Source organism: Mesorhizobium sp. LNHC229A00 (genome assembly GCF_000502415.1).
GTDB lineage: Bacteria > Pseudomonadota > Alphaproteobacteria > Rhizobiales > Rhizobiaceae > Mesorhizobium.
The window spans coordinates 125,943-137,993 of sequence record NZ_AYWQ01000009.1 but is presented as its reverse complement, the minus strand read 5'-3'; the positions used below and the strand labels follow the sequence as shown (position 1 = coordinate 137,993).

General features: G+C 62.4%; 13 protein-coding genes and 2 pseudogenes. 7 read left to right on the top strand and 8 right to left on the bottom strand.

Annotated features, from left to right (window positions below; genetic code table 11):
* Positions 1 to 132 precede the first annotated feature (132 nt).
* A complete protein-coding gene (locus tag X742_RS0137340) occupies positions 133 to 315 on the top strand; it encodes a DUF3008 family protein (RefSeq protein ID WP_015318153.1) in 183 nt (60 codons plus the stop codon).
* 84 nt (positions 316 to 399) lie between these two features.
* Here the strand turns inward: X742_RS0137340 and X742_RS150875 are convergent, their stop codons facing one another.
* Positions 400 to 594: a hypothetical protein gene (locus X742_RS150875; RefSeq protein WP_023773183.1), complete on the bottom strand. Its 195-nt coding sequence runs from the start codon at positions 592 to 594 to the stop codon at positions 400 to 402.
* A gap of 374 nt (positions 595 to 968) precedes the next feature.
* Here X742_RS150875 and rpsD point away from each other — a divergent pair, with 374 nt between their 5' ends.
* The 4 genes and pseudogenes from rpsD to X742_RS150890 all read left to right on the top strand — a co-directional run bounded on the left by rpsD (position 969) and on the right by X742_RS150890 (position 3,985).
* On the top strand, positions 969 to 1,586 hold the full coding sequence (gene rpsD / locus X742_RS150880; protein WP_023773182.1) for a 30S ribosomal protein S4: 618 nt from the start codon (positions 969 to 971) through the stop codon (positions 1,584 to 1,586).
* Positions 1,587 to 1,734: 148 nt separating this feature from the next.
* Positions 1,735 to 2,698, top strand: a pseudogene (gene ttcA, locus X742_RS01000000170275) (tRNA 2-thiocytidine(32) synthetase TtcA).
* On the top strand, positions 2,688 to 3,515 hold the full coding sequence (locus X742_RS150885; protein ID WP_023773181.1) for an inositol monophosphatase family protein: 828 nt from the start codon (positions 2,688 to 2,690) through the stop codon (positions 3,513 to 3,515). Before ttcA ends, X742_RS150885 begins: the two are co-directional and overlap by 11 nt.
* A gap of 62 nt (positions 3,516 to 3,577) precedes the next feature.
* The gene (locus tag X742_RS150890; protein WP_023773180.1) at positions 3,578 to 3,985 is read left to right on the top strand and encodes a cell envelope integrity protein TolA; all 408 of its coding nucleotides are present in this window, start codon (positions 3,578 to 3,580) and stop codon (positions 3,983 to 3,985) included.
* Between the two features lie 19 nt (positions 3,986 to 4,004).
* Here X742_RS150890 and X742_RS150895 read toward each other — a convergent pair whose 3' ends face one another.
* From X742_RS150895 to purL, 5 genes are all read right to left on the bottom strand, one after another.
* Positions 4,005 to 5,228 (bottom strand): multidrug effflux MFS transporter, encoded by a 1,224-nt coding sequence (locus tag X742_RS150895; protein WP_198019220.1) that lies wholly within the window; start codon positions 5,226 to 5,228, stop codon positions 4,005 to 4,007.
* 209 nt (positions 5,229 to 5,437) lie between these two features.
* A complete protein-coding gene (gene grxD / locus X742_RS150900) occupies positions 5,438 to 5,773 on the bottom strand; it encodes a Grx4 family monothiol glutaredoxin (RefSeq protein ID WP_013895877.1) in 336 nt (111 codons plus the stop codon).
* A 151-nt stretch (positions 5,774 to 5,924) separates the two neighbouring features.
* Entirely contained in the window at positions 5,925 to 6,158 is a 234-nt protein-coding gene (locus X742_RS150905) for a BolA family transcriptional regulator (protein WP_015318146.1), read from the bottom strand.
* A gap of 122 nt (positions 6,159 to 6,280) precedes the next feature.
* A complete protein-coding gene (locus tag X742_RS150910) occupies positions 6,281 to 6,868 on the bottom strand; it encodes a hypothetical protein (protein WP_031241209.1) in 588 nt (195 codons plus the stop codon).
* A 7-nt stretch (positions 6,869 to 6,875) separates the two neighbouring features.
* Positions 6,876 to 9,107 (bottom strand): phosphoribosylformylglycinamidine synthase subunit PurL, encoded by a 2,232-nt coding sequence (purL, locus tag X742_RS150915; protein ID WP_023773177.1) that lies wholly within the window; start codon positions 9,105 to 9,107, stop codon positions 6,876 to 6,878.
* A gap of 246 nt (positions 9,108 to 9,353) precedes the next feature.
* Here purL and X742_RS1000000174830 point away from each other — a divergent pair, with 246 nt between their 5' ends.
* Entirely contained in the window at positions 9,354 to 9,518 is a 165-nt protein-coding gene (locus tag X742_RS1000000174830; protein ID WP_015318143.1) for a hypothetical protein, read from the top strand.
* 78 nt (positions 9,519 to 9,596) lie between these two features.
* Here X742_RS1000000174830 and X742_RS150920 read toward each other — a convergent pair whose 3' ends face one another.
* The gene (locus X742_RS150920) at positions 9,597 to 11,006 is read right to left on the bottom strand and encodes a PLP-dependent aminotransferase family protein (protein WP_023773176.1); all 1,410 of its coding nucleotides are present in this window, start codon (positions 11,004 to 11,006) and stop codon (positions 9,597 to 9,599) included.
* A gap of 94 nt (positions 11,007 to 11,100) precedes the next feature.
* Here X742_RS150920 and X742_RS150925 point away from each other — a divergent pair, with 94 nt between their 5' ends.
* Positions 11,101 to 11,352 (top strand): DUF1127 domain-containing protein, encoded by a 252-nt coding sequence (locus X742_RS150925; RefSeq protein WP_023773175.1) that lies wholly within the window; start codon positions 11,101 to 11,103, stop codon positions 11,350 to 11,352.
* Positions 11,353 to 11,360: 8 nt separating this feature from the next.
* Here the strand turns inward: X742_RS150925 and X742_RS01000000170270 are convergent.
* Positions 11,361 to 12,050 (bottom strand): annotated as a pseudogene (locus X742_RS01000000170270) (Pr6Pr family membrane protein).
* Position 12,051 lies beyond the last annotated feature (1 nt).

Genomic DNA, 12,051 nt, shown 5'->3' with positions numbered 1-12,051 from the left:
CACGGGAAGGCTGCTGACGAAAATCGCCGAGCGTGGCCTCGGACTGGCACCAAGCGGACCGGGAGCCGCGCCGCTGGCGCTGGAACCGCTGCCGAAGCATGGCGTTTCTCCTGACAGCAAAGGAGACCCGCCATGCCAGCCACTTCGAAAGCCCAGCAGAAAGCCGCCGGCGCCGCACTCTCCGCCAAACGCGGCGAGACCAAGAAAAGCGAACTCAAGGGCGCCTCCAAGGGCATGTATGAATCGATGAATGAAAAACAGCTCGAGGAATTCGCCGAGACGAAGCGCAAGGGACTACCGGAGAAAAAATCCTAGGATTGAGCGCTTCGAGCCAGACTATCCTGGAATGAAAAAGGGCCAGCGACGTTCGCTGGCCCGGGATTGTCGCGTTGAACATCCCTACCAGCGGCAGCGCCGTACTCTCTCGACGATCACTCTGCGATGGCCATGCCGCCACACCACGCGCTTCTTCACGATGACGCGGCAAACCTGCTTGTGGCCGTGCCAATGACGCGCCATGGCCGGCTCAGGCGCCACCGCCATCGACCCAGCAAGCACCGCGGCGCCTGCCAGGGTAAGGAAAAACTTCTTCATGCAATTAAGCTCCTCTAGCTCCAGTCCCTTCCTGGTGCCGCTGGCGCAAAACCTCCCGCCGCATCGGCATCGCATCAACGCCTTGGACGCTATAGGGTTGCGTTGTGCCGCGCCACTCACAAGCTTGACATCGGTTAAATCTCGGTTTAACCAGCCGCCAACGCCGGGCAGCGATGTCCGGTGTTTGTTTTGTATACGCAAGATCTGTCACGACAATCGTTTCCGATCCTGTTTGAACTGACGTGTCCCGTGGGTTTTCCGCCGCGTTGCGTGGGAAAACCCTGTCAGGTCTCGAAAACGGAGGCCAGAGGAGGGCGCGTTTCCTTCACCCGGACCATGAGGTGCCGGGTGTGTTGTTTTTGAAAGGGAATGCGATGAGCAAGCGCGAATCCGCGAAATACAAGATCGACCGCCGTCTCGGCGAAAATATCTGGGGCCGCCCTAAGTCCCCGGTCAACAAGCGTGAATACGGCCCCGGCCAGCATGGCCAGCGCCGCAAGGGCAAGCTTTCCGACTTCGGCCTGCAGCTCCGTGCCAAGCAGAAGCTGAAGGGCCACTACGGCGACGTGTCGGAAAAGCAGTTCCGCAAGGTCTATGAAGAGGCCGATCGCCGCAAGGGCGACACTTCGGAGAACCTGATCGGCCTGCTCGAATCGCGTCTCGACGCGGTCGTCTACCGCTCCAAGTTCGTGCCGACCATTTTCGCCGCCCGTCAGTTCGTCAACCACGGCCACGTCAACGTCAACGGCAAGCGCGTCAACATCGGCTCGTATCGCTGCAAGCCGGGCGATGTCGTCGAAGTGCGCGAAAAGTCGAAGCAGCTGGTGATCGTCCTTGAATCGGTCGGCCTCGCCGAGCGCGACGTGCCGGACTACATCGAAGCCGATCACAACAAGATGGTCGCGACCTTCTCGCGCATCCCGGGCCTGGCGGACGTTCCGTTCGCCGTGCAGATGGAACCGAACCTGGTCGTCGAATTCTACTCGCGCTAAGCGAACGCTTTTTTGCGATACCGGAAGGCCGCCCTCGTAGGCGGCCTTTTGTTTTGGGCACCCGCTTTGCGGTGTGTCGCTAAAATCAATTTCGATTTTCCGGACAATGCGCTAAGCCGGGCGCAAGTCACATCCGGGGCGTCGCGCCATGAACATGCAGCCTGACATCGAAACACTTGAACCGGCCGCCGAAGGCGGCTCTCACCCGCTGTTCGCCGATGTACCGTCCTCGGTCGAGTTCAACAAGCTGCGCAAGCGACTGCTGCGGCTGACCCGCCAGGCGATCGAGGATTTTTCGATGGTGAAGCCGGGCGAGCGCTGGCTGGTCGCGCTATCGGGCGGCAAGNACCCGCCAGGCGATCGAGGATTTTTCGATGGTGAAGCCGGGCGAGCGCTGGCTGGTCGCGCTATCGGGCGGCAAGGATTCCTACGGTCTGCTGGCCATGTTGCTTGATCTCAATTGGCGCGGGATGCTGCCAGTCGAGTTGCTGGCCTGCAATCTCGACCAGGGCCAGCCGAATTTCCCCAAGCATATCCTGCCCGAATATCTCCACACCAACGGCATAGCGCACCGCATCGAATACCGGGACACCTATTCGGTCGTCACCGACAAGCTCCCTGAAGGCAGCACCTATTGCTCGCTCTGCTCGCGGCTGCGGCGCGGCCATCTCTATAGGATCGCTCGCGAGGAAGGCTGCTCGGCCCTGGTCCTCGGCCATCATCGCGAGGACATCCTCGAAACCTTCTTCATGAACCTGTTCCATGGCGGCCGGCTTGCCGCCATGCCGCCAAAACTGCTCAACGACGAAGGCGACGTCATGGTGTTGCGGCCGCTGAGCTACTGTGCCGAAATCGATCTGGAGAAATTCGCTGCCGCGATGCGGTTCCCGATCATCCCTTGCGATCTCTGCGGCAGCCAGGAAGGGCTGCAGCGCAACGCCATGAAGGCGATGCTCGAGGACATCGAAAAGCGCATGCCCGGCCGCAAGGACACCATGATTCGCGCTCTGTCCAACACCAGGCCGTCGCATTTGCTCGACCGAAAGCTGTTCGATTTCGCCGCCCTCAATGAAACCCTCGCGATCAGGCAAGACATTTCCGATGACATTTGACGACACCGCGATCGACTGGCTGGCCGGCATTCTGGCCGAGGCAGCCCAAGCAGAAATCATGCCGCGCTTTCGCCGACTGGGCGACGGCGACGTCAGGCAGAAGACTTCCGCCGCCGACCTGGTGACGGAGGCCGATGTCAACGCCGAGCGGCTGATCACCGCCAGGCTGCGCGAGCGTTATCCCTCTGCCATGGTGGTGGGCGAGGAGGCCTGCTCCGAAGATCCGGCGCTGCTCGACGGCTTGGGCGAGGCCGAACTGGCGTTCACCGTCGACCCGGTCGACGGGACCTTCAATTTCGCGTCCGGCGTGCCGCTGTTTGGGGTCATGCTGGCGGTCGTGGTCAGGGGGGAGACGGTCGCGGGCATCATCCATGATCCGGTGGGCAAGGACTGGCTTATCGCCGCCAGGGGCGCCGGAAGCCATATCAGCCATTCCAATGGCAGCCTGGAGAAAGTGCATGTGGCGCCGCCCGTGCCGATCTCGCGGATGACCGGCGCGGTCTCCTGGCAATATCTCGACGAACCGGAGCGCTCGCGCCTGGCGCGCAACCAGACCAAGGCACTGTCGCAGTTCGCCTACCGCTGCGCTGCTCACGAATATCGCCTGCTGGCGAGCGGGCATGCGCATTTTGTCGTCTACAACAAGCTGATGCCCTGGGATCATCTGCCCGGCGTGCTGATCCATCAGGAGGCCGGCGGCCATGCCGCTCGGATCGACGGCAGCGCTTATCTGCCTTCGCATGTCGATGGCGGTCTCCTTGTCGCGCCGGACCAGGACAGCTGGCAGGAACTGCGCCGCGAGCTGTGGGCGGAATAGGACAATTCCTGTGGCTTGAACCCTTGTATGATCGAGCCGGGCGTTTTGGCGGAGGCTCCCGGATGAAACCTCGGTTCGCAATTTTTGCGGCGGCTCTTGCCGGAGTGCTGTTTGCGAACTCCAGCGCGGCAATCGCGCAAGAACGCCCCTGTCACAGTCACGATCCCATCGACACCATCAAGGAGATGTCGGACGCTATCCATGCCTGTTGGAAGCCGCCACCCGGAACCGCGGGCATGTCCTTGACGATGCGGTTCTCGCTTCGTCGCGATGGCACCCTGATCGGGACGCCTCGCGCCACCTATTCCGATCTGGGGGCCGATCCGCGGCTCAGCCGAGCCTTCGTGGCGTCCATCCTCAAGGCGCTCGACGACGCTCTGCCATTGCCCTTTTCGGATGGCATGGGCAGAGCGATCGCGGGGCGAATGCTCTCTCCTCGCTTCACCGCGGCGCTTGAAGGCGCATCCTGACACCACCAGCAAACGAAAATCAGTGCAGGTCGGTGACGTGGCCTGAAACGGGGGCGTTCTGCGGCTGGAACATCTTGCCGCGCTCGGCAAACAGGATCATCAGCAGCGCGGCGACCGAGACGCTGCAGAAACCGGCGGCCAGCGGCGTCACCGTGCCGTTGAAAGCCTGGCCGATCAGCGTGCCGAGAATGCCGCCGAGAAAAGTCTGCATGAAACCCAGGATGGACGACGCCGTGCCGGCCAACTGGCCAAGCGGCTCCATGGCCAACGCATTGAAATTGGCTCCAAGACAGCCAAACGGCAGCATGGCACTGGCAAAGAAGGTGATGAACAGCCAGAGCGGCATCTTCGTTTCCAGTGAAACCACCAGCCAGGCCAGGCTGATCACCAGAAACAGCAGTAGCGCGCTTTGCGACAGGCGGCGCATGCCGACGCGGCCGACGAGGCGCGAGTTCAGATAGTTGGAGAAGGCGAGTACGCCCGCGACACCGGCGAAGATGACGGGAAACATCTCGCCGACGTCGAAGATGTTGACGTAAATCTGCTGCGCCGAGGCAATGAAGCCGAACATGGCGCCGAAGATGAAGGTGCTGGCGAAGGCATAGCAGAGCGCGATGCGGTTGGTGAGAACGATGCGGAAACCGCCGAGGATGGATGAAACCGTCAGTGGCCGGCGATATTCGGGATGCAGCGTCTCGGGCAGGCGCAGCAGCGACCATGTCGAGACAATCATAGCTCCGACGGCCATGGTGACGAATATCCAATGCCAGGTCGCGAATAGCATGATGAACTGGCCGATGCCTGGAGCCACGACCGGGATCGCCATGAACACCATGAAGATCAGCGACATGACCTCGGCCATACGCCGGCCGTCGAATGTATCACGCACGATCGAAACCGCTATGACGCGCGTGGCTGCCGCGCCAAGGCCTTGCACGGCGCGGCATATCAAGAGCGTTTCAAAGCTCGGCGCGATGGCGGCCGCGGCGGCCGCCGCCACATAGATAATCAGGCCGGCGACAAGCGGCGAGCGGCGCCCGAACCGGTCCGAGATCGGCCCGAAGAACAGTTGTCCGCCGCCGAAACCCAGTATGTAGGCGGTGACAACATATTGCCGATGATTTTCGTTCTCGACCCCGAGCGAAGCGCCGATCTGCTGCAGCGCCGGCAGCATGATGTCGATGGCTAGCGAATTGAGCGCCATCAGCGCGGCGCAGAGCGCAATGAACTCCCAGCGCGGAATCGGCAATTGGCCTGCCCGGGGCAAGGTGCTTGCCCCTTGCGGCGCTGATTTCTGCTGGTCCACGGCAAGTCCGATCTCTCAAACGAAAACGCGCCGGCGGGCCGGCGCATTTGGCTCGTCCTGGTCCCGGGATCCGGGCTTGTAAAGTTGCCGAGGTGGGGCCGCCTCGGTGGCCTGGGCATGTCGAAATCGACATGCCTGAACGGAAGTCAGGCGGCGCCTTTGACGCTCACGCCCTTCTCGACCAGGAAGGTCTGCAACTCGCCGGCCTGGAACATTTCGCGAATGATATCGCAGCCGCCGACGAATTCGCCCTTGACGTAGAGTTGCGGGATTGTCGGCCAGTTGGAATAGTCCTTGATGCCCTGGCGCAGTTCGGCGGAGTCCAGAACGTTCACGCCTTTGTAGTCGGCGCCGATATAGTCGAGGATCTGGACCACCTGGCCGGAAAATCCGCATTGGGGGAAGCCCGGCGTGCCCTTCATGAAAAGGACGACGTCGTTGCCCTTCACTTCATTATCGATGTAGTCGTTGATGCCGCTCATGGAATATCCTTTCACGCCTGTGGGAGTCAGGCTCGAAACATGTCCCTCAAATAAACCCATAGGTTGCCCGAAACAAGACTTTAGCCGTGCCGTCACCCGAATGGCGCAAAGAATGGCCGGTTTTGGGCCAAGCGTGTCGGGTGGAAATGCCTCAGTCGGGAACGCTGGTCTGCAGCGCCAGCGCGTGCAGCACGCCGCCCATATTGCCCTTCAATGCGTCATAGACCATCTGATGCTGCTGGACGCGGCTTTTTCCGCGAAAGCTCTCGGCCACGACCTCAGCGGCGTAGTGGTCGCCGTCACCGGCGAGGTCGCGAATCGTCACACGGGCATCCGGTATGCCGTCCTTGATCAGTTTCTCGATGTCGTGGGCATCCATTGCCATTGCGGAAATTCCTGTTTCGGGAGGGCGGCGGCGCGGCGGCCCCTGCGATGAGAGTCGGGCAAGCCTAGAGCCTTTCCAATCCGGATTGAAGCGGTTCTGTCCAGTGTCCGTTCTGCTGGTGTTCAGGCGATGCTTTCACCCGGCCCCTGCGCCGGCTCATCCTCGCGCATCGAGAAGGCGCGGCCAAGGCTGAAGACCAGCACGTAGAGCGGGATGTTGACCGCCATGTTGGCGATCGGCAGATAGCTGGTCATTCGCCAGGCAGGCGAGAAGAACGGCTGGCCATAACCATCGCAGACAAGCGAAGAGCCGTACTCCCACAAGGCCCCCAAGACGGCCGAGACGGCGAAAAGCTTGATGCAGGTGACGACGTGTCTTGTCCGCGCCTGGTCCGGCAGAAGCCGATTCCAGAGCACCAGGCAGACGATCGGAACCGCATAGATGAGGTTCTGCAGGACAAGCATCGGAAGCGTGCCGTTGGCCGCGGCGAGGAATTCTCCGCGCGTTTCCAGCCTGGGACAAACCTCGCTCGATGTCGTCGAGAGCAGGAAGAAGACGAATGGCCCGAGGCACCAGAAGAAGAACAGCGACGGCCAGAATACGACTGCAAGCAGCGCCCGGAGGGCCAGTTTCTTGTGATTGAGCGGGATCTCTGGACAAAACGGTTTTCCGTTTGTCCGAGAAAACGGGGTTCCACTTTTCGGGATCATGCTCTGGTCAATTGGCCTGATCCATGAAGCGCGGGAACCAGCCTTCATGGGCGGCGGTCAAGTCGCTGACAGGGATTGCCCTGGCATCGCCCAGCTTCAGCGCGGCGCCCCCGGTCGAGCCGATCCACGGCGCGAAAATGCCGAGTTCGCCCTGCTGCTTGCGGATGGCGTCCCATTCATCGCCATGCGGATCGATCGATAGCGTCAGCAGATAGCGGCCCTGGTCTTCGCCGAACCAGACCGGGATCGGATCGGTACCGACAAGCCCGGGAACGGTCGCGCCGATGCCCGACGCCATCGCCATTTCGGCTAGCGCCACCGCAATGCCGCCATCGGAGACGTCATGCGCGGCAGTGACGATGCCGGATGCGATCAACGAGCGTACATGGTCGCCGACGCGCTTCTCGTGTTCGAGGTCGACCGGCGGCGGCGGGCCGTCGGTTCGGCCGTGGACATCCCTGAAATAGACGGACTGGCCAAGATGCGTTCCCCAGGAAGCCGGTGCGCCGACCAGCAGGATCATCTGGCCCTCCGCGGCGAAACCGATCCGCGCCATCTTCGACCAGTCTGATATCAGGCCGACGCCGCCGATGGTCGGTGTCGGTAGGATGCCCTGGCCGTTGGTCTCGTTGTAGAGCGAGACATTGCCCGACACGATCGGGAAACCAAGCGCCCGGCAGGCGTCGCCGATGCCTTTCACCGCGCCGACCAGTTGGCCCATGATCTCAGGCCGTTCGGGATTGCCGAAATTGAGATTGTCGGTGGCGGCGAGCGGCAGCGCGCCGGTGGCGGTCAGGTTGCGCCAGCATTCGGCCACCGCCTGCTTGCCGCCCTCATAGGGGTCGGCCTCGCAATAGCGCGGCGTCACGTCGGAGGAGAAGGCCAGCGCCTTGGTCGGATGGCCCTCGACCCGCACCACGCCGGCATCACCGCCCGGAAGCTGCAGCGAATTGCCCTGGATCAGCGTGTCGTACTGTTCCCACACCCAGCGGCGCGAAGACAGGTCTGGTCCGCCAAGCAGCTTCAGCAGCGCATCGGCGAGGTCGGCCCGCGGGATATCGTTGGCGGCAAGCGGCGCCGGCTTCTTCGGCTCGACCCAAGGGCGGTCGTATTCGGGAGCCTTGTCACCGAGATCCTTGATCGGCAGGTTGGCGACCTCGTTCCCCTGGTGCCGCACGCGGAAGCGCAGATCGTCGGTGGTCTTGCCGACGATGGCGAAGTCGAGGCCCCATTTGTGGAAGATCGCCTGGGCTTCCTTCTCTTTTTCGGGGCGCAGCACCATCAGCATGCGCTCCTGGCTTTCCGACAGCATCATCTCGTAGGCGCTCATGCGCTCCTCGCGCACCGGCACCTTGTCGAGGTCGAGTTCGATGCCGAGGTCGCCCTTGGCGCCCATTTCGACCGCCGAACAGGTGAGGCCGGCAGCACCCATGTCCTGGATGGCGATAACGGCGCCCGAAGCCATCAGTTCGAGAGAGGCCTCCAGCAGGCATTTTTCGGTGAAGGGATCGCCGACCTGCACGGTCGGGCGCTTCTCGTCGATCTTGTCGTCGAATTCGGCCGAGGCCATGGTGGCGCCGCCGACGCCATCGCGGCCGGTCTTGGCGCCGAGATAGACGACCGGCAGGCCGACGCCCTTTGCCTCGGACAGGAAGATGGCATCGGTCTTGGCAAGGCCCGCGGCAAAGGCGTTGACCAGGATGTTGCCATTGTAGCGGGCGTCGAAATTGACCTCGCCGCCGACCGTCGGCACGCCGAAGGCATTGCCGTAGCCGCCGACGCCGGAAACCACGCCCGCGACCAGATGCCTCGTCTTGGGATGGTCGGGCGCGCCAAAGCGCAGCGCGTTCATCGCCGCGATCGGCCGCGCGCCCATGGTGAAGACGTCGCGCAAGATGCCGCCGACGCCGGTCGCCGCACCCTGATAGGGTTCGATGAAGGAGGGGTGGTTGTGGCTTTCCATCTTGAAGACGACGCAGTCGCCGTCACCGATGTCGACCACGCCGGCATTCTCGCCTGGGCCCTGGATGACCTGCGGTCCGGTCGTCGGCAAGGTGCGCAGCCATTTCTTCGAGGATTTGTAGGAGCAGTGCTCGTTCCACATCGCCGAGAAGATGCCGAGTTCGGTGAAGCTCGGCTCGCGCCCGACCAGGTCGAGGATGCGCTGATACTCGTCCGGCTTCAGGCCGTGCGAGGCGATAAGGTCTGGTGTGATCGGGACGGAATTGGAAATGGTCATGGGCGGCGATTTATGTCCATGGAGCGGGGATTTTGAGTCTCCTCTTATCGCAAGCCTTGCGGCCGATACACCCGTCGGCTGAGGAAAAAGGCAGAAAGCAACAGGGGTGACGACCGCGACAGACCGCGGCGGGCCCTTTGGTGAACAGCGAAAGGCGTCCCCCAGCTTTCAATTGCCCGCAAAACCAAAATTGGGAACGCTCTGATGCCCCGGTCGTTAGGTCGCTATCACCCGAGGAGACAGACCATGGCTACCAAGCAAGGCAAGAACGACAATCGCCTCTCGGACAAGGAAGCTCTCCATATCGCGGAGACCACCGACGTTTCGCCGCGGCAGGCCAAGGAATTGGCTGAGAAGCACGGCAAGGAAAAAGCCGAGAAGGAAGCCAAGAACTTCAAGGCCGAAGGCTGATCCGGGTCCGGTTCCGACAAGTCCCGGTTTCACACGGCGGCGTCTCGAGGCAAGCAGGGAAGCGTGGCCGCGAACGGTTCAGGAAAAACTGTCGTAGCCCGCGCGGCCCTCATCCAGCAGCCGCCTGATCACGCCGACGCCGCCGGCAATATCCTCGCGCCGGTTCGGCTGCGAGACGCCGAAGCGAACCCCATGGAAAACCCGCTCCGAGCGCCCCGCCTTGAACTCATCCTCATCGTCGATCAGCACGCCATGCTCCAGGCAGGCATTCTTGAACGTACCGGAAAGCCATGGGTCGGGCAGGGTGAGCCAGACGAACGGCACTTTGTCGTGCGATTTGAATGAGAAGCCCGCCAAACTTTCGCGCACTATGGACATGCGGGCGCTGATCTCCGCGATGCTGCGCTTGCGGATTTCGCTGGCCTGACCGGAAAGCACCAGCCGGGCATTCACCTCCGCCAGCAGGAATGGCATGCCGCCTGTCATCATTTTATGGGCGACCCGGATGCGATGGCGATAGGCGGGTGGGCAGGAGAGCCAGCCGCCACGCAGTCCGGCGGCGACCGATTTCGACAGGCCGCCGGCGATGATGGTGCGTTCGGGCGCGAATTCGGCAAGCAGCGGTGTCGGGTCGTCGGTCAAATGGCCGTAGAGGTCATCCTCGATCAGGATGACGTTGTAATCACGGGCGACACGCGCAATCGCCTCGCGTCGCGCCGACGACAAGGTCACCAAGGTCGGATTCTGCGCCGTCGGTATCAGGAAGATCATCTTGGGGTGCTTTTGCGCGCAGACGCGTTCGAAATCCGCCGGGTCGAGGCCTTCATCGTCCGATGCCACCAGCGCGGTGCGCCGGCCGATCAGGCCGGCGCTGCGGGAAATCTGGGAGTAGGTGAGGTGCTCGAAGGCGACGTAGTCGCCGGGCGTGGTCAGGGCCGCGATCGCCGCCATCACCGCGGCATGGGTACCAAGGGTGGGGACGATTGTATCGATCGTTGGCCGGAAGGCATTCCGGGACAGCCACCGGGCGCCGGCTTCGTACCAGCGATCCGGGAAGTCGCGTGTGTAACTTGAAATCTCATGCGGATGGTCCTGTGCGGTGCGCGACAGGACGTCGGCTACAACGGCGCCCTGGCCAATATCTGGGGCGGCCGTGCTGTCGAACCGCAACTTGCCCTTGGGGGCATCGACATAGCGCGTGCCCTCCACGCTTGTGTCGGGCGCCTCCGGCTTCGTAACCCCGATGTTTTGACTGAGCACATAGGTACCGCGTCCGACTTCGCCGCTGACGAGACCGCGCTCGCGCAGCAATTGATAGGCCCGCCCGACAGTGCCGACCGTGGCGCCGATGTCGTAGGCAAGGTCGCGCTGCGGCGGCAGCTTCGCCCCCGCGCCGATCACTCCTCGGTCGATATCGGTCTCGATGGAATCCGCGAGACGCTGATACAGCGGTCCTGAACCGGTGAGATCTGGAATCCAATTTGTCATGGTGACAATTTTCTATATTGCACCGTATTGGGAGTCAATACATATCAGTAGCGCACCAAACCAAGGGTGCAATTGACATTTGGGCAGAAAGAAAATGAATACAATCGAAACATTTCGCCGCTCCGGAACCCAATTGCTCGGCCAGCCTGCTCGCCCCTCCGGGCAGCGCGGCTTCGCCGGCCGGGTTGTACAAGTGGTCAGCACGCTGGCGAAATGGATCGACCATCTGCTTGAGCGCCGGCGCGGCCGGCTGGCGCTGCTGGAGATGACCGACGATCAACTCAAGGACATCGGCATCTCACGCTGCGACGCTCACCGCGAAGGCATCAAGCCGCTCTGGGAATAGTGGCCAATCTATCGGGCGTCTTTGCTCCCGAGGCGCCCGATAGCATGGTCGACGAAAACGGCGACGACGCATATCACCAGGAAAAGTATGGTTATGGCGAGCGCGGCCACGGCGACGCTCTCAACGCCGTTCCTGGTGACATCGAGGAAGGGGTAGGGCATTTCGCCCGCCAGCGACGCGCGCATCAGCGCATAGGCCAGATAGGCGATGGGCCAGATAGGCGATGGGCCAGATAGGCGATGGGCCAGATAGGCGATGGGATAGAGCACCCACCAGGAGATGTCGCTCCATCGCGTCCTGCCATCGACGCCCGATATCAGCCACCACAGCACGAACACCACCGGCGTCACGTAGTGCAGCAGGACGTCGCAGAGCAGGAACAGGCCTTGCGGCTGCCAGAGCCGCGCCAGAACCGTGGCATAGACAATGAAGACCAGGGTGATCGAAGCCGCGACGCCCGCGCGCATCCGCGGTCCGGCAAAGGCCGGCAGCCATGCATGGAAGCTGGACGACAACAGCGAGGCGTGCACCAGCACGGCGCCAATGTTGGTCAGAATGGCGAAGAAGCTGAAATAGAACACGATTGAGCCGAGCACGCCGCGGCCCGCTTACATCGAAGCCGGAACGGTGATCGAGAACTGCAAAGCGAGCGCTATCAGGCCAACAGCCAATCCCGCGATCTGCAGGAACCGGCCCATG